This window comes from Longimicrobium sp. (genome assembly GCA_036377595.1).
Classification (GTDB): Bacteria; Gemmatimonadota; Gemmatimonadetes; order Longimicrobiales; family Longimicrobiaceae; genus Longimicrobium.
In genome coordinates, this window is sequence record DASUYB010000108.1 from 24,323 (window position 1) to 44,772 (window position 20,450).

At 72.4% G+C, this 20,450-nt stretch carries 11 protein-coding genes; 6 read left to right on the forward strand and 5 right to left on the reverse strand.

All coding sequences use genetic code 11. The features are described 5' to 3' along the window. The first annotated feature begins 97 nt into the window (after positions 1-97). Positions 98-490: a hypothetical protein gene (locus VF092_19180; protein ID HEX6749427.1), complete on the forward strand. Its 393-nt coding sequence runs from the start codon at positions 98-100 to the stop codon at positions 488-490. Between the two features lie 555 nt (positions 491-1,045). On the opposite strand, the gene VF092_19185 is transcribed toward VF092_19180, so the two are convergent. Next, on the reverse strand, positions 1,046-2,401 hold the full coding sequence (locus VF092_19185; protein ID HEX6749428.1) for a sigma-54 dependent transcriptional regulator: 1,356 nt from the start codon (positions 2,399-2,401) through the stop codon (positions 1,046-1,048). A gap of 163 nt (positions 2,402-2,564) precedes the next feature. Then, complete coding sequence (locus VF092_19190; GenBank protein HEX6749429.1) at positions 2,565-2,879, reverse strand: nucleotide pyrophosphohydrolase; 315 nt, start codon at positions 2,877-2,879, stop codon at positions 2,565-2,567. A gap of 568 nt (positions 2,880-3,447) precedes the next feature. Here VF092_19190 and purE point away from each other — a divergent pair. From purE to VF092_19205, 3 genes are all read left to right on the forward strand, one after another. After that, positions 3,448-3,939, forward strand: coding sequence for a 5-(carboxyamino)imidazole ribonucleotide mutase (gene purE, locus VF092_19195; protein ID HEX6749430.1), 492 nt, complete (start codon positions 3,448-3,450; stop codon positions 3,937-3,939). Further along, positions 3,939-5,099: a 5-(carboxyamino)imidazole ribonucleotide synthase gene (locus VF092_19200; protein HEX6749431.1), complete on the forward strand. Its 1,161-nt coding sequence runs from the start codon at positions 3,939-3,941 to the stop codon at positions 5,097-5,099. Before purE ends, VF092_19200 begins: the two co-directional genes overlap by 1 nt. Before the next feature lie 358 nt (positions 5,100-5,457). After that, positions 5,458-5,814: a hypothetical protein gene (locus VF092_19205; GenBank protein HEX6749432.1), complete on the forward strand. Its 357-nt coding sequence runs from the start codon at positions 5,458-5,460 to the stop codon at positions 5,812-5,814. Between the two features lie 229 nt (positions 5,815-6,043). Here VF092_19205 and VF092_19210 read toward each other — a convergent pair whose 3' ends face one another. After that, entirely contained in the window at positions 6,044-6,415 is a 372-nt protein-coding gene (locus tag VF092_19210; protein HEX6749433.1) for a type II toxin-antitoxin system VapC family toxin, read from the reverse strand. Continuing rightward, positions 6,412-6,672 carry a hypothetical protein gene (locus VF092_19215; GenBank protein ID HEX6749434.1) on the reverse strand — a complete coding sequence of 87 codons (261 nt, stop codon included), beginning with the start codon at positions 6,670-6,672 and terminating at the stop codon, positions 6,412-6,414. The genes VF092_19210 and VF092_19215 overlap by 4 nt, the downstream gene beginning before the upstream one ends. A gap of 148 nt (positions 6,673-6,820) precedes the next feature. Between VF092_19215 and queG the strand changes: the two genes are divergently transcribed. Continuing rightward, on the forward strand, positions 6,821-7,993 hold the full coding sequence (gene queG / locus VF092_19220; protein HEX6749435.1) for a tRNA epoxyqueuosine(34) reductase QueG: 1,173 nt from the start codon (positions 6,821-6,823) through the stop codon (positions 7,991-7,993). Between the two features lie 260 nt (positions 7,994-8,253). Then, entirely contained in the window at positions 8,254-10,965 is a 2,712-nt protein-coding gene (locus tag VF092_19225) for a PEP/pyruvate-binding domain-containing protein (protein ID HEX6749436.1), read from the forward strand. Positions 10,966-11,119: 154 nt separating this feature from the next. Here VF092_19225 and VF092_19230 read toward each other — a convergent pair whose 3' ends face one another. Next, on the reverse strand, positions 11,120-20,356 hold the full coding sequence (locus VF092_19230) for an amino acid adenylation domain-containing protein (protein ID HEX6749437.1): 9,237 nt from the start codon (positions 20,354-20,356) through the stop codon (positions 11,120-11,122). Positions 20,357-20,450: the final 94 nt, after the last annotated feature.

A 20,450-nucleotide genomic window follows, 5' to 3' on the forward strand; every position in this document is an offset into this window, starting at 1 on the left:
GTCCGTCGGAAATTCTTGTCTGCTCAGATATCATTGCAAATAAATAACTTAGGATAATAGATGATGTGGCCCGGCTCTGGCTTCGGCATGTGTGCCGATGAGCCGAGCTACTCACCTCTTTCTCGCCGCGATCGCGCTGATCGCCATCGCGCGGCCCGCCACGGCGCAGGCCGCGCGCGCCACCATCACCGCGTCGGCGACGGTGGTGGAGCCGATCGCCTTCGCGGCGGGGCCGAGCACCGTCGCCGCGACCCGCCGCGCGATCGACGTCACCACGCCGGTGGCGGTGCGGGGGCGCGCCGCGCACGTGGTGCAGGTCGTCCGCGCGGACGACGCCCAGCCGCGCATCGACGCCGCCGTGCGCCCGCACGTGCGTGTGACGTCTCCGAACGGCGCCTCCGTCCGCGCGTACGACGTCCGCCTGCGCCTCTCCGCCGCCGACGCGCCCAGGCCCGCGGCGGTGACGTACGTCATATCTACTGTAAATTGATCTAAAAAGAGCTGTATTGCCCCCCAAGCGCTGACGTGGCGCCGCTTGGACGGCGCCAGTCAAGGCGGAGATCGGCAGGGCGATTCCCAGGGGCGGGCGGTGGGACGACCGGCGAAGGTTTGGGCGCGTTTGAAGAACTACACAGCGGCGGCAGCCACGTCAGCATGCGCCCGAGGTAGGGTGTCGCGTCGAACCCTTGTGCAGAGTTCCCTGCGACCGTGCCCCTGTAAAGAGCAAGCTTCGGCCCAACTGTGGAACCACATGTAAGTCGTTGTAGTTGAATAGCTTGAGTGTAGTCTCGGTAAGCCTGCGTCCGTTGGTGTGTTCCCGAATGGGAACAGCATCCGTTCCCGGCAGGAACATCGGGGCACGTCACAGGACCCATTTTGTCGTTCCCGGACCAACCCGTCTGGCGATTTCCCCACGCGGAGCGGTCCATCGGGGGTCGAACGAGCTTCGATCCATCTTCGACGTTCCCATTCGGGAACAAGGCAGACGTAGAAAGGCCCGGCGGATCGCTCCGCCGGGCCTTCGTTGCCTGGCCGCCCAGTCGCGCTACGCGGCTTTCTCGGTGATGCCGTGGCGCTTGCGGCGCTGCCACAGGACCTTGCGCGAGACCCCGAGCTGGCGCGCCGCCTCGTTGATGCTGCCGCCCACCTCGCGCAGCGTGGCCTCGATGTACATCCGCTCCACCTCGTCCAGCGTCAGCCCGCGCGGGACGGGGATGGCGTTGTGATCCTCCTCGCGCCCGGGCGTGCCGCTGAGCTCGGGGATCTGCAGCACGTGGTCGCGCGAGAAGATCATCGAGCGCTCGATCACGTTGCGCAGCTCGCGCGCGTTCCCGGGCCAGTCGTAGGCCTGCAGCCGGCGCACGCCCTCGCTGTCGATGGCCGGCAGCGGCTTGGCGAAGTACTCGGCCGCGCGCTTCACGAAGTGCCGCGCGATGGCGGGAATGTCGCTCTTGATCAGCCGCAGCGGCGGCAGCACCTGGCTGGCCACGTTCAGGCGGTAGTACAGATCTTCGCGGAAGCGGCCGCCGCGCACCTCGCCCGCCAGGTCCACGTTGGTGGCCGCGATCACGCGCACGGTGACCTTCTGCTCCACCGTCGAGCCGATGCGCCGGAAGACGCGGCCTTCGAGGAAGGTCAGCAGCTTGGCCTGCAGCTCCAGCGGCATCGACCCGATCTCGTCGAGGAAGAGGGTGCCGCCGTCGGCCACCTCCACCAGCCCCTTCTTGGTCTGCCGCGCGTCGGTGAACGCGCCCTTCTCGTAGCCGAAGAGCTCCGCCTCGAGCAGGGTGCCGGGGATGGCGGCGCAGTTGACCTCCACGAAGCGGAAGGCGGACTGCTGGCTGGCGCCGTGGATGGCGCGCGCCACCATGTTCTTTCCCGTGCCGCTCTCGCCCAGCAGCAGCGCGGTGACCTGGGGAACGGAGGCCACCTGGTCCACGAACTCGCGCACCTGCTGCACCAGCGGGTGCTGTCCCACGATCCCATGCCGGTCGAACTTGATCTGCGCGACGGTGGACAGCAGCTCGCGCGCGGGCGTCTCCTCCACCGCGCGGCGGAGGCGCGTCTCCAGCGCCTTGGGCTCGATGGGCTTGGTGACGAAGTCGGTGGCGCCGGCCTCTAGCGCCAGCTCGGCGTCGCCCTCCTTGCCGCGGGTGGTGACGATGATGACGGGGAGGGTGCGGTCGAACTCGCGCAGCCGCTCGGTGAAGGCGATGCCGTCGAGGCCGGCCATGGCCAGGTCGCACACCACGGCGTCGGGCGGGTCGGCGCGGATCTCGTCGAGCGCGTCCTCGGCGCGGGTGAAGCCCTTGGTGACGAAGCGCCGCCCGCGCTCCAGCTGCGCGGTGACCAGCGCCACCTGGTCGGCTTCGTCGTCGATGATGAAGACGGTCGGATTCACGGGTAGTGCGTGAGTGCGTCAGTGCATGAGTGCGCGGCGATTCCCGTCGCAACGACCATTCGCCGCTTCTGCCAGCTCGCGTCGGTTCGGGTGCAGTCACGCCCGCTGGTTTGATGCTTCCAACGATCCGGGGATGAAGTGAGATCTTGCTGTCCCCCGTCCCCTACTTCCGCTCCCAGCGGTTGGCGTCGCGCACCTGGTACTTGGTGAGCGTGCGCTCGATGGCGTCCTGGAGATCGAGCCCCATCTGGTTGGCCAGCACCACGCAGACGAAGACGATGTCGGCCAGCTCCAGCGCCACGTCCTGCTCGGGCTCGTCGGGCTTCTTGGTCTTGGGCCCGTAGCGGTGGTTGAGCTCCCGCGCCAGCTCGCCCACCTCCTCGGTCAGCCGCGCCAGGTTCACCAGCGGCGGAAAGTAGCCTTCCTTGAACTGCGAGATGTACGCATCCACCTGCTTCTGAACGTCGCGGAGATCCATCCGGGCGCCGGGTACTGGTTTCGAGTTGTGTTGGGGGGTGGAATAAAATTATGCATGTTCCCAAACGGAAACAAGGGTCTTGCGTTGCAGGGGGGTGGAGCGCGGCCTACATTCTCGCCGCGCCGCCCTCTCCGGCTCGCCGGGGCTCGCCACCTCTCGCGTACCGGGAGAGGTAGCCGGACGGGGCAGCGGCGCGGGTGGGATACACCGCCGCGGACGCGGCCGGCCCCCTCCCCCGGCCCCTCCGCCGCTGCGCAGGGCACTGCGCAGGGGAGGGGGGAACTCAGCGCGGTGACGGGACTTCGCGTGAGGGATGCGCGCCCGGAGGGCCGGGACACACCGCGCGCGAGCGGATGCCGCGGACCGGCCGGGATGCCGGGCGCGGTGGGGCCCGGCGCCGTTGGCCACAGCGGTATCGTGGCCTACGGCGCGCGCAGCCCGTTTTGGCGTCTCGGCGCCAAACACGCCCGAGAAAAACAGTGCGTTGGTGCGTCAGTGCGGAAGTGCGTTGGCCACGCGCAACCCGACGCACCACCGCACTCACGCACTCACGCACTCACGCATTTCCATGAGCCAGCCGCGGGTCGGGATCATCATGGGCAGCCGCAGCGACCGCGAGACCATGCAGGAGGCCGCGCGCGTGCTGGACGAGCTGGGGATCGGCTGGGAGATGGAGATCGTCTCCGCGCACCGCACCCCCGACCGCATGTTCCGCTACGCCGAGGAGGCCGAGGGGCGCGGGATCGAGGTGATCATCGCCGGCGCGGGCGGCGCGGCGCACCTGCCGGGGATGACCGCCGCCAAGACCGTCCTCCCCGTGATCGGCGTCCCCGTCCTCTCGTCCACGCTCAACGGGCTCGACTCGCTCCTCTCCATCGTGCAGATGCCGAAGGGCGTCCCCGTCGCCACCGTGGCCATCGGCAAGGCGGGCGCGGCCAACGCGGGGCTCCTGGCCGCGCGCATCCTGGGCACGCGCGACGAGGAGATCCGCGCGAAGCTCAAGGCATACGCCCATCAGTTGGGGGAGGACGCGCTCCGCCCCGACCCGCCGGCCGCGTGATGGCGGACGGCGTGTTCCTTCCCGGCTCGAGCATCGGGATCGTCGGCGGCGGGCAGCTGGGGCGGATGTTCGCGCTCGAGGCGCGGCGGATGGGCTACCGCGTCGTGGTCCTCGACCCCGGCGGCGACGCGCCCGCCGCGCAGGTGGCCGACGAGCACGTGCAGGCGCCGTTCGACGACCCCGCCGCCATGCGCGCGCTGGCCGAACGCTCCGACGTGGTCACGCTCGAGTGGGAGAACGCGGACGTGGCCACGCTGCGCGAGATCGAGCGCAGCGTCCCCGTCCGCCCCGGCCCCGGCGTCCTCGAGGTGGCCCAGCACCGCGTGCGCGAGAAGGACACGGCGCGGCGGCTGGGGATCCTGACCGCCGGCTACCGCGCCGTCTCCACCCGCGACGACCTGCGCGGGGCGCTGCGCGAGATCGGCACGCCCGCGGTGCTGAAGACGGCGCGCTGGGGGTACGACGGCAAGGGCCAAGCGGTGATCCGCGACCCGTCGGACGCCGATGCCGCGTTCGATGCCGTGGGCGGGGACGGGACGACGGAGCTGATCCTGGAGGAGTGGGTGCGCTTCTCGATGGAGATCTCCGTCGTGGCCGCGCGCGGGCCCGACGGCGCGACGGCGTGCTTCCCGGTCGCCGAGAACGTGCACCGCAACGCCATCCTCGACGTCTCCATCGTTCCCGCGCGCATCCCCGCGGAGATCGGTGACGAAGCGCGCCGCGTGGCCGTCTCCATGGCGGAGGGGCTGGGCGTCGTGGGCCTGCTGGCGGTGGAGATGTTCGTCGCCGAGGACGGGCACGTGCGCATGAACGAGATCGCCCCGCGGCCGCACAACTCCGGGCACTACACGCTGGAGGCCTGCCCGGTGAGCCAGTTCGAGCAGCAGCTGCGCGCCGTCTGCGGCCTTCCGCTGGGGTCGACGGAGCTGCTGCGCCCCGCCGCGATGGCCAACCTGATGGGCGACGACGCGGGGACGGCGCTCGGCCGCGCGGGCGTCGCGGACGCGCTGGGCGTCCCCGCGACGGCGCTCCATCTCTACGGCAAGGCCGAGGCGCGCCCCGGGCGGAAGATGGGGCACCTGACCTCGCTGGGCGGCACCGCCGAGGAGGCGCTGGAGCGGGTGTTGCGGGCGCGCGGGCACGTCACGGGCGAGAGGTAAGACGAGCCACCCCCTTGCGTTCCGCGCGGGCCCCATGCATTTGTAGAGAGGCCGCAGCAAACGACCCACGCGACACCGACCCTCCAGCCAGACGCATCCGTCCTCCCTCAAGGACGAACACCGCGTCAAGTCAGGAACGCTCCACGCAACGCGTTCCACCTTCAGCGGAAGCGAGAAACCAGCCGCGCCACGGCTCCGTAAACATGTGGGAACGCGCGGTGTACAAGGCTGCGTGGAACTGGCCCGCGCCTTGCCTCGTAGTACAGGGCAGGACGGGCGGATTGACCCAGGAGGCTCCGTGATCCTTCACTGCAACTTCGAAGAGCTTCGGGCGCTTACGGCGGCCTCGGAGATGATCGTGGCGGATGCCCACGGTCATGCCGGCGCCGTCGCGCCCCCCTCGGAGGAGCTGGGGATGGTGGAGCAGCTCCTCCCGCGCCTGACCGGCGACGTCAGCATCGAGACCCTCGAGGACCAGCGCCGAGTGCAGCGGGCGGTGTCGTTCATCTGCCACGACCTGCATCAGCGGCTGGACGAGCAGATCATCGCCACCAACCCGGCCAACGAGGACGCGGTGTCGCTGTACTTCGACTACGGCCACTCGCGCACCGTGCTCCACCGCCTGGACCTGATGGGCGCGGAGATGGAGGCGATCATCGACCTGATCCACGGCGGCCGCGCCGCCGCCGCCGGCAGCGTCACCTTCCCCGACTGACGCCGCATCGCGACCGAACGCGACGAGGCCCCGCACCGGATGCCGGTGCGGGGCCTCTGCTTTGCTGGTCGCCGCGACGATGCAACGGATCGCATCACCGGGTGCATCATCGCGATCCATCCAGCTCTGTCCGCGCAGGGGATTTGGCGCGCGCAGCGGTCCACGTCTCGCCTAAACCCTTATCCGGATCGACGGTCCAACACGGCTATGAACCACGGAGGGTTCGAACTCAATTCGTGACGAGTGGGTTGATCAACCGGAGTCCGGCGATCCACTGAAAATCCCGGGAATTGTTCGTTGCGAGCGGGATCCTGTGTTCCAGAGCGGTCGCGGCGATAAGTGCATCTCCAAGCGAGAGCTTCCGCTGCTGCCGCAAGGCGACCGCGCCGTCGATCACCTGGCGGTCTATGTCGAGCATCGGAATCGCTGCAAAGAATCGCTCGAGCGAAACACGGTCTCGCGGATCGAGCGCATGATAACCGAGCGCCTCCACGTACGTGATGGCCGACACCGCAATCGCGTTCTCCGTGAGGAAGCGGTGAACGGATGGATATGCCGGATCGGCTGCGTAGATGATGACGTTCGTATCGAGCAGGATCATTCGTCACGTCCGGGAAGCGGCCGGTCTTTCCGAACTTCTCGCTGCCACGCCACGGGATCGGGGATCGACCTGATCCCGCCGCGCGACGCGATCTCCTGTAGCGCAGCCAGCGCCGCACCGCGGCGTTCCTCGGGCGCCGCCGTGTCTTCGTCGTCGGGTACGATCACCTTGACTGCCTTCGGCCGGTCATCGGCCGGCGCACGGCCTCTCCACTCCAGGCAGTTACCCGACAAAACGGCATCGTAGCTCTGGCTCATCGGAATCCTCGATAGTGTTATGAACAATTTAGACAAGTCCTGCACGAAAGGGAAGGGTCGCGCCATCCCCCTAAGCGGCGCTGCGGTACCTCTTCAGGCTGAGCTGCAGCGGGCACGAGGCAGCGTCCACGGTGTATGGGGCGGGATGATGCAGACGCCCGTGCTTTCACCCGCCGCGCTCTCCGCGCGGATCCGCAACCGCGCGCGGGAGATGGGGTTCGACCTGGTCGGCATCGCCCCTGCGCACGCGAGCGCGCACGGCGATGCCTACGAGCGCTGGGTGGAGATGGGGATGCACGGCGAGATGGGCTACCTCTCGCGCGAGGACGCCGTCGCCAGGCGCCGCGACCCGGCGGTGCTCGTTCCCGGCGTGAAGTCCGCCGTGGTCGTGGGGCTGCGCTACTACGTGCCCGACGCGGACGAAGGAGTCACCACCGACCCATCGCGCGGCATCGTCGCCCGCTACGCGCGCGGCGACGACTACCACGAGCTGATGAAGGAGCGGCTGATCGCGTTGCAAAACTGGATTGGCGCGGAGTTGGTGCCGGTCGGCGGGCGTGCGTACGTGGACACGGGCGCGGTGCTGGAACGCGAGCTGGCGCAGCGGGCGGGGCTGGGGTGGCAGGGGAAGAACACCATGCTCATCCACCCGCGCCGCGGCTCGTACTACTTCCTCGGCGAGGTGCTGCTCGATGTGGAGCTGGAGTACGACCACCGCTTCGTGAAGGACCACTGCGGCACCTGTACCCGTTGCCTCGACGCGTGCCCCACCGGCGCCCTCCTCGGCCGCGACCCGACGGGCGCGCCGGTGATGGACGCGCGCCGCTGTATCTCGTACCTCACCATCGAGCTGAAGGGCGCCATCCCGCGCGAGCTGCGCCCGCTGATGGGCAACCGCATCTACGGCTGCGACATCTGCCAGGAAGTGTGCCCGTGGAACCGCTTCTCCAAGCCGACGGACGAGGCGGCGTTCCTGGCGCGCGAGGGGTTGGACGGTCCGTCGCTGATCGAGTGGATGACGATGACGCAGGAGGAGTTCAGCCGCCGCTTCAAGAACTCGCCGATCAAGCGGACGAAGCGCCGGGGGCTCCTGCGCAACGTCGCCGTCGCGCTCGGCAACTGGGGCGCGCCGGAGGCCGTCCCCGCGCTGGCGATCGCGCTGAACGACGAGGAGCCGCTGGTGCGCGGGCACGCGGCGTGGGCGCTGGGGCGCATCGGTTCCGAGGGCGCGACGCAGGCGCTGTCTTCCCGCTTGGAGGCTGAGTCCGATACGTGGGTTCGCGAGGAGATCGCGCTCGCGCTCGAAGCGGTAACTGCTTGATATGGCTGTAGATACTCGCAGTATTGCTTTGTGGAACACTCAACTCGCCAGCAACATTCTCACAATGACATAGCCGCGAGAAGGGGCGGCGGCTGAGTCTCCCGCGCTCCACGTCGTCCCCCGGTTCCGCCGGGCGTAGACGCGCTCACGTGTTTTCGTATCTTTCCCGTAACGAGCCGTCACGGCTGCGGGCCGCGTCCGGAATGGCGCGATGCATCCGACCGGACGTAACCGACGAGAACAGACCGAAATCGCACGTGATGAGCGCCTCCCTGCCGCTGTCCCCCGTGCCTGTGGACGTCGATCCGATCTGGGTCTTCGACGGAAGATCTCCAACGCCGGACCTCGCGGAGATCGGCGGAAAGGCATTCAACCTGGTCCGCATCGCCCAGCGGACGCCCGCCGTTCCCTACTTCTTCGTGGTGCGGGCGGAAGCGCTGATGCACCTGCTGGGCGGCGACGCGTTGCCGGACACGGAGGAGGAGGCGGAACAGCTGCGGGAGCGGGCCGCGCGTGCGCCGCTCCCCGACGAGGTGCGGCAGGCGCTCCGCGAGGCGCTGGAGGCTGTGGGAGACGGGCCGCTGGCGGTGCGCTCCTCGGCGGTGGGCGAGGACGGCGAGCGCAGCTCGTTCGCGGGACAGTTCGAGACGGTGCTGGGCGTGGCCCCGGACGAGGACGCGGTCTGGCGGGCCGTGTGCCGGGTGTGGGCGTCGGCCTTCCACCCGCGGGCGGAGGCGTACCGGCGCGAGCGCGGCGAGCGCGCCGGGGCCGTGGCCGTCGTCGTGCAGAGCCTGGTGGAGCCCGAGGCCGCGGGGGTCGCGTTCTCGGTCGACCCCGTCACCGGCGACGGCGCCACGGCGGTGGTCAGCGCCGTCTACGGCCTGGGCGAGGGGCTGGTGAGCGGCGCGTTGGACGCGGACACCTACTACGTGCGTACCGCGGCCGGCGGAGCCGCCACGGTGGAGGCGAAGGTGGCGCGGAAGCACCACGCGCTGCGCTTCGACGAGGCAGCGGTGGGGATCCGCCAGGAGAAGGTCGCCCCCGGGCTGCAGGACGAGCCGGCGCTGACCGAGGCCGAGGCGCGCGCCATCGCGGAGCAGGCGCGGGCGCTGGCGGCGTCCTTCGGCGCCGAGCAGGACGTGGAGTGGGCGCTGGCGCCCGGACCCGACGGGCCGCGCCATCTCTTCCTGCTGCAGGCGCGGCCGATCACCACGCTGGGGGAGACGCGCCCGGCCACGCTGCGGGTGTGGGACAACGAGAACCTGGTGGAGAGCCTCCCCGGGGTGACGCTCCCCCTCACCTACAGCGTGGCGCGGCGCGCGTTCGCGCAGCTGTACGTGGGCCACTGCCTGGCCCTGGGCGCCTCGGAGCGCGACGTCGCCGAGAACCGGGCCGCCTTCGACGACATCGTGGGGCTGGTGCGCGGCCGCGCGTACTACGACGTGGCCGCGCTCACCCGCATCCTGCTGCTCGTGCCGGGGATGGAGCTGCGCGACGGCGACGTGGTGCCGAAGCCCGCGCCGCCGGCGGACCTCGACGAACCGCTTCCCGCGCCGCTGCCGGACGATCTCCTTCTCGCCGCCCACACCTTCGGCGCTCCGGCCGACCTGCTGCGGTGCACGGCGCGGCTGGGGGAGGAGCTGGACGCGTTCCGCTCGCGCGTGCGCGAGGTGCTGGACCCGCTGGTGGCGACGGACTTCGGCGGGGCGGGGCCGGACGAGCTGCGGCGGCACTACGAGCGCCTCGACCGCGATCTCCTGGCGCACTGGCGCGGCCCCATGCTCAACGACAGCCTCGTGCTGCACTGGATGAGGCTGCTGCAGCACATGATCCGCGCCTGGCTTCCCGGGATCTGGCCGGGGGCGATGACCAACCAGCTCGTCGCCGGCGCATCCCACCTGGTCTCGGCCGAGCCGGTGCAGCTGCTGGCCCGGCTGGCCGCACAGGCGCGGGGCGATGAGCGCCTGCACGCGCTGCTCACCGGCGACGGCACCGGCTCGGAGGTCTGGGAGGCGCTGCACGCCGATCCGGCGTTCGCGGAGCTGGCGGCCGGGCTGCGCGAGTTCCAGGCGCGCTTCGGCGACCGCTGCCCCGACGAGCTGAAGCTGGAGGCGGCGAGCTACGCGGAGTCTCCCGAGGCGCTGGTGCAGGCCCTGCGCGCCTGCGCGGCCGCCGGCGAGGTGCCGGCCGGCAGCGGCGAGGAGTTGCGCGCCTTCGCGGAGGCCACCGTCCGCGAGCGGCTGGAGCCTGACCAGGACGCGCCCTTCTTCGCGGTGGTGGAGCAGACGCGGCAGGTGGTGCAGGAGCGCGAGAATACCCGCTTCGAGCGCACGCGCGCCTTCGGGGTGATCCGCCGGATCTTCAGGGCGATGGGCGCGCGGCTCGCGGAGGGCGGCGCGCTGGCGGACCCGCGCGACGTCTTCCATCTCACCACCGAGGAGATCTTCGCCTGGCTGGACGGGCACTCGGCGAACGGCGACTTGCGGCCGTTGGTGGCCGCCCGGCAGGCGGAGTTCGAGGCGTACCGGCTGCTCGCGGACCCGCCGCGCCGCTTCGTCACGCGCGGGCCGCCCGCGCTCTCGGCGCTGGAGCCCGTCGCGCCGCCGGGGATGCCGCCGCCTCCCGGGCCGGGTGGGAGCCTGCGCGGCACGGGGTGCTGTCCCGGGATGGTCCGCGCGGAGGTGCGGGTCGTCCGCGATCCGCGCCAGCCGGGCGAGCTCGCGGGCCGCATCCTCGTCGCCGAGCAGACGGACCCCGGCTGGACGCTGCTCTTCCCCGCGGCCGCGGGGGTGCTCGTGGAGCGGGGGAGCATCCTGAGCCACGCCGCCCTCGTCGCCCGCGAGCTGGGGGTGCCCTGCGTGGTGGGGATTCCCGGGCTGCTCGACGTCCTCCGCGACGGTGAGGTGGTGGAGATGGACGGCGCCACGGGGATCGTGCGCCGTGTTCCGCCGCCGGATACGGAATCGGCGTGATCGCCTGGCTCTCCGTGCACCTTGGGCGATGAGCGTCGAGAGAAGATACGACGCGGGGTGGACGATCCTTGTCCACCCCGCGTCCGCTGACAAGCTGCGTGCGCACCGGCGGGGGCCAGCCCGGGGGACGACCCATCGCCCCGGGCCCGTCGCGTCAGCCGCCTGCGGCTGCAGTCGGGGCCGATTCGCCGGCGATCGCCGCCTCGATGGCCTCGGCGAGGACGTCGACGTGGGGCTCGCCGATCATGTTGACGTGGGTGCCGGGGACGATCTCCACCTGCAACTCGCCCGCGGCGTAGGGGCGCCAGAGCTCGGGGAGGTTGGCCGCCTCCCACCCCTCGCCGCGCCCCTGCTCGGCGCAGAAGAGCGTCAGCCGGCCGGGATACGGCGCCAGCACGTGCCGGCGCGCGGCGGTCACGTTGGCGCGGAACACCTCCATCACCGGGCGCAGGCCGTCGAGCTCGCCCACGCGCGACTCGGCCCCGTGCGCGGCCAGCCAGCGCGCCAGGTGCTCCAGCCGCTCGCCGATGGACAGCCCGGCCAGCTCGTCGCCCAGCTTCTCCAGCACGGGACCGGGGGCGCCGGAGAGCCCCGCGGCCAGGCGCAGGTACATCCCCACCGGGTCGGGGATCTCGGCGTCGGCGTTGGGCGGGCTGCTGTCCAGCATCCCCACGAACGCCACCTCCTCGCCGGCCGCCAGCAGCCGGTGCGCCATCTCCACCGCGGTCACCCCGCCGGCCGACCAGCCGGCCAGGTGGTACGGCCCCCGGGGCTGCGCCCGCCGCACCTCTTCCAGGTATCGCCCGGCCATCAGGTCCACGCTGCGCAGCGGCTCGCCCCCGTCGCTGACCCCCGCGGCCTGCAGCGCGTACACCGGCCGCGCGGGCCCCAGCCGGTCGGCCAGGTCGCGGTAACGGAAGACGGTGCCGCCCGCCGGGTGCGTGAGGAAGAGCGGCGGCAGCGACCCCGCCGCCACGTCGGTGAGCGGGACCAGGTGGTGGAAGTCGCGCGCCTTCCCCGCGTCGTCGACCGCGGCGGCCAGCCCGGCGGGGGTGGGGTGGGCGAAGAGCACGGTGAGCGGGAGGCTGACCTTCAGCCGCTTCTTCACCTGCGCCACCAGCCGCACCCCCAGCAGCGAGTGCCCGCCCAGGTCGAAGAAGTCGTCGTCGAGCCCGATCCCCGCCACCTTCAGCACGTCGCGCCAGATCTCCAGCATCACCCGCTCGGTCTCCGTCGGCGCTCGTCCCGCCACCGTCGTCGAGCGAGCCGCGGCGGCTGCCTCCGCCTCCTCGCGGACGGCCTCCACCGCGCCGTCGGGGAGGAGCCGCCCGCGCTCGGCGGTGGGGCGCCACGCGCCGTCGGCGCCGCGCGTCCACACCACGCCCAGCTCGCCCACGCCGGCGGCCGCGCCGGCGGCGGTGCGCACCGTCCGGTCCGCACCGGGCGCCACCTCCTCCATCGCCAGCGAGAGGGCGGAGACGGCGCGCGCGGGGTCGGCGGCGGCCTGTTCCAGCACGCCGGCCACCTGCGCCAGGAGGGCCTGCATGCGCGCGGCGTCGAAGAGGTCGGGGTTGTAGACCAGCTGCAGGAGGATGCCGTCCGCGCCCTCGCCGGCGTACAGGGTGAGGTCGAACTTGCTGGCGAGCGGGCCGCCGCGATCCACCCCGCGCACCTGCAGCCCGGGGAGATCGCCCCCGGCACCGCCCGTCTCGGCGGCGAAGTTGGCCAGGTTCAGCATCACCTGGAAGACCGGCGTGCGGTCGAGCGTGCGCTCGGGGTGGATCTCCTCCAGCACGGCCTCGAAGGGCACGTCCTGGTGGGCGTAGGCGTCGAGCGTGGTCTCGCGCACGCGCCGCAGCAGCGCGGAGAAGGCCGGGTCGCCGGACAGGTCCACCCGCAGCGCCAGCGAGTTGAGGAAGAGCCCCACCACCCCCTCGGTCTCCGCCCGCGTGCGCCCGGCGATGGGGGTGCCGACCACGACGTCGTTGTCCCCGGCGAGACGGGAGAGCACCACGTCGAGCGCGGCCAGGAGCACCATGAACAGGGTGGAGCCCTCGCGCCGGGCCAGCGCCAGCACCGCGTCGGCCTGCTCGCGCGGGAGGACGGCGATCTCGGTGGCGGCGTTGTGCGTCTGCACCTCGGGGCGCGGACGGTCGGTGGGGAGCTTGAGGAGCGGCGGGGCGCCCCGCAACGTGCGCCGCCAGTAGGCCAGCTGCCGCTCCAGCACCTCGCCCTGCAGCCACGCCCGCTGCCACGCGGCGAAGTCGCCGTACTGCACGGGCGGCTCGGCCAGCGGCGACGGCTCGCCGCGCGAGAAGGCGCCGTAGAGCGCCGCGAGCTCGCGCCAGAGCAGGTCCAGCGACCACCCGTCGGCGATCACGTGGTGCAGGGTGATCAGCAGCAGGTGCTCCCGCTCGCCCAGCTTCGCCAGGTCGGCGCGGAAGAGCGGCCCGGTCTCCAGCGTGAAGGGGATGCGGGCGTGCTCGCGCACCAGCCGCTGCGCCTCTTCCTCGCGTTCGTCGTCGCGGAAGGCGGCGAAGTCGTGGGTGAACAGCTCCACCGGCGCGGGCGGCGCCACGCGCTGCACGGGAAGCCCGTCCACCAGCGGGAAGGAGGTGCGCAGCGACTCGTGCCGCCGCACCAGCTCGTCCAGCGCGCGGCGGAGCGCATCCGCGTCCAGCGCGCCCTCGAGCCGGGCGAAGAGCGGCATGTGGTAGGTGGCGCTCCCCGCCTCCATCCGGTCCACGAACCAGAGCCGCTCCTGCGCGAACGACAGCGGCAGGTCCGTCCCCTCGCGGGCCACGGGGCGGATCGGCGGCGTCTCCACCCCCTGCGCGGCGCGGCGCAGGCGGTCGACCTCGGCGGCCAGCGCGCCCAGCGTGGGATGCTCGAACACGGCGCGCACCGGCAGCTCCACCCCCAGGCTCTCGCGCACGCGCGAGGCGAGGCGCGTGGCCAGCAGCGAGTGGCCGCCCAGCTCGAAGAAGCCGTCGTCCACCCCCACGCGCGCGGCGCCCAGCAGCTCGGCCCAGACGGCGGCCAGCAGCTCCTCGGTGGGGGTGCGCGGCGCCACGTAGCCGGCGCCGGAGAGGGCGGCGGCGTCGGGCTCCGGCAGCGCGCGGCGGTCGACCTTGCCGTGGCGGGTGAGCGGGAGCGCGTCCATGAACACGAACGCGGCCGGCACCATGTAGTCGGGGAGGCGGGCCAAGAGATGCGCCCGCAGCCCCGCCGCATCCACTCCTTCCGTTGCGACGATCCAGGCGACGAGCCGCTTCTCTTCTCCCTCGCCGCGCGGGAGGACGACGGCCTCGCGGACGGCGGGATGGGCGAGGAGGACGGACTCGATCTCCCCTGGCTCGATGCGGAAGCCGCGGATCTTCACCTGCTCGTCGGCGCGCCCCTGGAAGTCGAGCGAGCCGTCGGGCAGACGACGGGCGAGATCGCCCGACCGGTACAGCCGTGCGTCCGGCTCGGCGGAGAACGGATCGGAGACGAAGCGCTGCGCCGTCATCTCGGGGCGATGGAGATATCCCCGCGCCACCCCCGCGCCGCCGACGTACATCTCCCCGACCACGCCGGTGGGGACGAGCTGCCCGTGGCGGTCGAGGAGATGGACGGCGAGATCGGGGATGGGGATGCCGATCGGCGAGGCCGAGCCATCGATCGTATCTCCAGCCCGGATTACACGATAGGTGACGTGCACCGTCGTCTCGGTGATGCCGTACATGTTCACGAGCCGCGGCGATTCGTCCCCCCGCCGCTCCACCCATCCGCGCAGTGTTGCCGGGTCCAGCGCCTCGCCGCCGAAGACGACGCAGCGCAGCGCGAGATCCCGCATCTCCCCCCGCTCCGCCGCCACCTCGTCCGCGCGCATCAGCTGGCGGAAGGCGGACGGCGTCTGGTTCAGCACGGTGACGCGCTCGCGCTCCAGCAGCACGTAAAACTCGTCGGGAGATCGAGATACGTCGAAGGGAACGACGACGAGCCGGCCGCCGTACAGCAGCGCGCCCCAGATCTCCCACACGGAGAAGTCGAAGGCGTACGAGTGGAAGAGCGTCCACACGTCCCGCTCGCCGAACCCGAACCAGTGGTCGGTCGACGCGAAGAGGCGCGCGACGTTGGCGTGGGTGACCTCCACCCCCTTCGGCTTGCCGGTCGATCCCGACGTGTAGATGACGTACGCGAGCGAGTCGGGGGAGATGTCGATCTCCGGCGCGGCGGACGGCTCGGCGGCGATCGCCTCCGCGTCCGCATCGAGGCGGACGAGCGTGGCGCCATCCCCCAATCGATCCGCGAGATCCGCGGTGGTGACGACCACGGAGATGCCCGAATCCTCCAGCAGGTAGGCCAGGCGGTCCTCGGGATACGCGGGGTCGAGCGGGAGGTAGCCCGCGCCCGACTTCAAAATCCCCAGGATGCCGACGATCGTCTCCACCGAGCGCTCGATGCAGAGGCCGACGAGCGTGTCCTGCCGCGCCCCCAGCTTCACGAGACGATGGGCGAGACGGTTGGCGCGCGCGTCCAGCTCCGCGTAGGCGACGGACTCATCTCCGAACGTCACGGCGACCGCATCCGGCGTGCGCGCCGCCTGCCGGGCAAAGAGCGCGGGAAGCGCGTCGGTGACCTCGAACGACGCCGTCGCCGAGCCGGCGGCGATCAGCGCGGCGCGCTCCTCGTCGCCCAGCAGCGACAGGGTGGAGACGGGCGCGTCGGGCGCGGCGTTGGCGGCGCCGATGAGAGTGCGCAGGTGGTCCGCCAGCCGGTGCGCGGTGGCCTCGTCGAACAGGTCGGTGGCGTACTCCAGCGAGCCGGCGATCCCCCCGTCGGGCATCTCGCCCAGCATCAGCGACAGGTCGGCCTTCGCCGTGCCCTGGCCGCCGTCGACCCCGCGCGCGTCGAGCTCCGCGAACCCCTCTCCCGGCCCTTCGGGAAGGTTCTGCAGGGTCAGCATCACCTGGAAGACCGGCGCGTGGCTGAGCGAGCGCTCGGGCGCCAGCTCCTCCACCAGCCGCTCGAACGGGAGGTCCTGGTGGGCGTACGCGCCCAGCGTGGCCTCGCGCACGCGGGCCAGGAGCGCGCGGAACGTAGGGTCGCCCGCCAGCTCGGTGCGGATGGGGAGGGTGTTCACGAACAGGCCGATCACCCCCTCCACCTCGCGGCGCGTGCGCCCGGCCACCGGCGTGCCCACCACCACGTCGTCCTGACCCGACCAGCGCGACAGCAGCAGGGTGAACGACGCCAGCAGCGCCATGAACGGCGTGGCCCGCTGCTCCAGCGCCACCGCGCGCAGCCCCTCGGCCAGCGGGGCGGGGATGGAGAAGTCGATGCGCGCGCCGCGGTGGCTCTGCGCGGGCGGGCGCGGTCGGTCGGTGGGCAGGGTGATGACGGCGGGGGCGCCGGCCAGGTGGCGTCGCCACCACGCCACCTGCGCCTCCAGCCGCTCGCCGCGCAGCCACTCGCGCTGCCAGGCGGCGAAGTCGGCATAGCGCACCGGCGGCTCGGCCAGCGGAGACGGCTCGCCGCGCGCGATGGCGGCGTAGAGCGTGGTCAGCTCGCGGAGAAAGATCCCCGTGCTCCACCCGTCGGTGATGGCGTGGTGGAAGGCCATCTGCAGCAGGTGGTCGCCCTCGCCCGCGCGCACCAGCCGGGCGCGGAAGAGCGGGCCGGCCTCCAGGTCGAACGGCGTCTGCCGCTCGGCGGCGGCGCGGCGGCCGATCTCCGCCTCCCGCTCGTCCGCGGCCAGGGCGGAGATGTCGTCCACCTCCAGCCGGAAGGGCCCCGCGGGCTCGATGCGCTGCACCGGCGCGCCGTCCACCACCGCGAAGCGGGTGCGGAGCGCGGCGTGGCGGCGGATCAGCTCGCCCAGCGCCCGCTCCAGCGCGGCCACGTTCAGCGCGCCGCCCAGCCGCACCGGCATGGCCACGTTGTAGGCCGTGCTCCCGGGCTCCAGCCGGTCGATGAACCAGAGCCGCTCCTGCGCGAACGAGAGCGGGAGGTCGTTGCCGCCACGGGCCGTCACCGGCGCGTCGGCGCCGGCCTGGCCGAGGACGGCGGCGTCGACCTTCTCCGCGAAGGCGCCCAGGCGCGGCGCCTCGAACAGCGCGCGCAGCGGCAGCTCCACGCCGAACGCCTCGCGCACGCGCGAGACCACCTGCGTGGCCAGGAGCGAGTGCCCGCCCAGCGCGAAGAAGTCGTCGTTGAGGCCGACGCGCCCGGCGCCCAGCACGCCCGCCCAGATCTCCGCCAGCACCTGCTCGGCCGGGGTGCGCGGCGGCACGTACGCGTCCTCGTCGCCGCCCACCTCGGGCGCGGGGAGCGCGCGCCGGTCCACCTTCCCGTTCGCCGTGAGCGGGAGCGCGTCCAGTGCCACGAAGGCGGAGGGGATCATGGGGTCGGGAAGGCGGGCCGCCAGCGCCGCGCGCAGCTCGGCGGCGGAGGGCGCGCCGCCGCCGCGCGCGACCACGTAGGCCACCAGCCGCCGCTCGCCGCCGCCGTCCGCGCGGGCCGTCACCACCGCGTCGCCCACGCCGGGGTGCGCCTTCAGCGCGGCCTCGACCTCGCCCGGCTCGATGCGGAAGCCGCGGACCTTCACCTGCTGGTCGATGCGGCCCAGGAACTCGAGTGCGGAAGTGCGAGAGTGCGAGGGTGCGAACGTGGCTTCGCGCGCATCCGTGCCACCTTCGCACTCTCGCACCTTCGCACTTTCGCACTCACGCACGTCCGTCCACCGCGCCCAGTCGCCCGTGCGGTACAGCCGCATCCCCGGCTCGGCGGAGAACGGGTCGGGGACGAAGCGCTCGGCGGTGGCCGCAGGGCGCCCCAGGTAGCCGCGTGCCACCCCCTCGCCGCCCGCGTACAGCTCGCCGGGGACGCCCGCCGGGCACGGCCGCATCGCCCCGTCCAGCACCCAGGCGCGCGTGCCGGCGATCGGCCGGCCGATGGGGATGGACGCGCGCTCCGCGTCGCCGGGGCCGACCGTGTGGCAGCAGGTGAAGGTGGTGTTCTCCGTCGGACCGTAGCCGTTGATCAGCCGCAGGCGGGGATGCGCCTGCAGCACCTTCCGCACGTGCGGCACGGAGAGCACGTCGCCGCCGGCCAGCAGCTGGCGCAGCGACCCGAGCGCATCCAGCTCTTCGTCCGCCATGCGGTGGAAGAGCCCGGCGGTCAGCCAGAGCGTGGTGACTCCGTGGCGCCGCACCAGCTCCGCGATCTCGCGCAGCGACGGCGCCTCGGGCGGGGCGATGGCCAGGCGGCCGCCGTTCAGCAGCGGCGCCCACAGCTCCAGCGTCGACGCGTCGAAGGCCATGGGCGCCAGCTGCAGGAACACCTGCTCCGGCCCCAGGTCGGCGAAGCCGGCCCCGCGCACCAGCCGCACCACCGCGCGCTGCGGCACCGCCACCCCCTTGGGCGTACCCGTCGACCCCGAGGTGTAGATGGCGTACGCGAGGGAATCGGGGGAGATGCCGATCGCCGGCGCGTCCGGCGGCTCCGCGGCGACCTCCTCCGCGTCCGCATCCAGCCGCACGAGCGCCATCCCCCCGCCCGGGAGACGGTCGGCGAGCGCGGCGGTGGTGACCACGATCTCCGCACCCGAATCTCCCAGCATGTACGCCAGGCGGTCTTCGGGATAGGCGGGGTCGAGCGGGAGATAGGCGGCGCCGGCCTTCAGGATCGCCAGGATGGCGACGACGGTCTCGATGGAGCGCTCGACGAAGAGGCCCACGAGCGCATCCGGCCGCGCGCCCAGCTTCACCAGCCGGTGGGCGAGGCGGTTGGCCCGCGCGTCCAGCTCCGCGTACGTGACGGTCTCGTCCCCGAACGCCAGCGCGACCGCGTCCGGCGTTCCGGCTGCCTGCTCCGCGAAGAGCGCGGGGAGCGTCTGCGTCACCGGCAGCGCGTCCGCCGAGCCGGCGGCGACGAGCGCGGCCTGCTCCGCTTCCCCGATCAGCGGGAGGGTGGAGATGCGCGCGCCGGGCGAGGCCGCCGCCGCGTCCAGCAGGGCGGCGAAGTGGCCCAGCATCCCGCGGACGGTGGCCTCCGCGAGGAGATCCGTGGCGTAGCCGAGGCGCACGAACACGCCGTCCGGCAGCTGTACCAGGTCCAGGCTCAGGTCGAAGCGGGCGGCCTCGGTCCCCTCTCCCACCGCCTCCAGCCGCAGCGCGGGCTCCGCGCTGCCGGACGGGGGCGCGCCGACGCTCTGCTGGTTGTGCAGCACCATCACCGCCTGCACCAGCGGCGCGTGGGTGAGCGACCGCTCGGGGTTCAGCTCCTCCACCAGCTTCTCGAACGGGAGCGCCTGGTGCTCGAAGGCGGCCACCGTCGCGTCGCGCGTGCGCGCCAGCAGCTCGCCGAAGGTGGGGTCGCCCGTGAGGTCGCCGCGCAGCACCAGCGTGTTGACGAAGAAGCCGACGATCCCCTCCACGTCTTCGGTGGCGCGGTTGGCCACCGCGGTGCCCACCAGCACCTCGTCCTGGCGGGTGTAGCGCGACAGGAGGAGGTGGAAGACGGCCAGGTAGACCATGAACGCCGTGGCGTCGTGCGCGCGGGCCAGCGCGTCGACGCGGGCGGTGATGCCATCGCCCAGGAAGGCCTCGACCGAGGCGCCGTGGTGGGTGCGCTCGGCCGGGCGGGGGTGGTCGGGCGGCAGCTCCAGCCGCGTGGGCGCGCCGGCCAGCGCGCCGCGCCAGAAGCCCACCAGCCGCTCCAGCGCCTCGCCCGACAGGCGCTCGCGCTCGCGCACGGCGTGGTCGCCGTACTGGAGGGGAAGGGGCGAGAGCGGCGACGGCTCGCCGCGCGAGAACGCCCCGTACAGCGCAGCCAGCTCGCGCGCGAGAATCCCCGTCGACCACCCGTCGGTGACCGCGTGGTGCAGGTTCCAGAGCAGCGCGTGTTCCTCATCTCCCAAACGCACCAGCGATGCGCGGAAGAGCGGCCCCTCGTCCAGCCGGAAGGGGGTGGCGGCATCCGCGCGCGCCAGCCGCTCCAGCTCGGCGCGCGACGCGTCGGGGCCGAGCGCGGAGAGGTCCGTCATCTCCAGCGTGAAGGAAGACGGCGGGGCGATGACCTGCACGGGCTCGCCGTCGCGCTCCTCCAGGCGGGTGCGCAGCGACTCGTGGCGCCGGACGAGCTCGTCCAGCGCGCGCTCCAGCACGGCGGCGTCGAGCGGGCCGGGGATGCGCCAGACCTTGGGGAGGCTGTAGGCGGTGCTTCCCGGCTCCAGGCGGTCCAGCAGCCAGAGCCGGCGCTGCGCGAACGAGGCGGGGAACACGGACGGGCGCTCGCCGACCGCGGCGGGCGCGTCCGCGGCCGCCGCCTTCTGCTTGAGCTTCAGCGCCAGCAGCCTGCGCCGTTCGGGCGAGAGATCGGCCAGCCTCGAGGTGATGTCGGTCATCTTCCAATCGTATCGGGATGACTTCCGGTGAAGACGGAAGTCCTGAGTCCTGAGTCCTAAGTCCTAAGTCCTAAGTCCTAAGTCCTAAGTCCTA

What these genes read in the sequence shown, in the direction of transcription:
- queG (HEX6749435.1), top strand. Translation starts at nt 6,821, where the DNA reads ATGCAGACGCCCGTGCTTTCACCCGCCGCGCTCTCCGCGCGGATCCGC.
- VF092_19230 (HEX6749437.1), bottom strand. Translation starts at nt 20,356, where the DNA reads ATGACCGACATCACCTCGAGGCTGGCCGATCTCTCGCCCGAACGGCGC.
- purE (HEX6749430.1), top strand. Translation starts at nt 3,448, where the DNA reads ATGAGCCAGCCGCGGGTCGGGATCATCATGGGCAGCCGCAGCGACCGC.
- VF092_19210 (HEX6749433.1), bottom strand. Translation starts at nt 6,415, where the DNA reads ATGATCCTGCTCGATACGAACGTCATCATCTACGCAGCCGATCCGGCA.
- VF092_19180 (HEX6749427.1), top strand. Translation starts at nt 98, where the DNA reads ATGAGCCGAGCTACTCACCTCTTTCTCGCCGCGATCGCGCTGATCGCC.
- VF092_19200 (HEX6749431.1), top strand. Translation starts at nt 3,939, where the DNA reads ATGGCGGACGGCGTGTTCCTTCCCGGCTCGAGCATCGGGATCGTCGGC.
- VF092_19225 (HEX6749436.1), top strand. Translation starts at nt 8,254, where the DNA reads ATGAGCGCCTCCCTGCCGCTGTCCCCCGTGCCTGTGGACGTCGATCCG.
- VF092_19190 (HEX6749429.1), bottom strand. Translation starts at nt 2,879, where the DNA reads ATGGATCTCCGCGACGTTCAGAAGCAGGTGGATGCGTACATCTCGCAG.
- VF092_19215 (HEX6749434.1), bottom strand. Translation starts at nt 6,672, where the DNA reads ATGAGCCAGAGCTACGATGCCGTTTTGTCGGGTAACTGCCTGGAGTGG.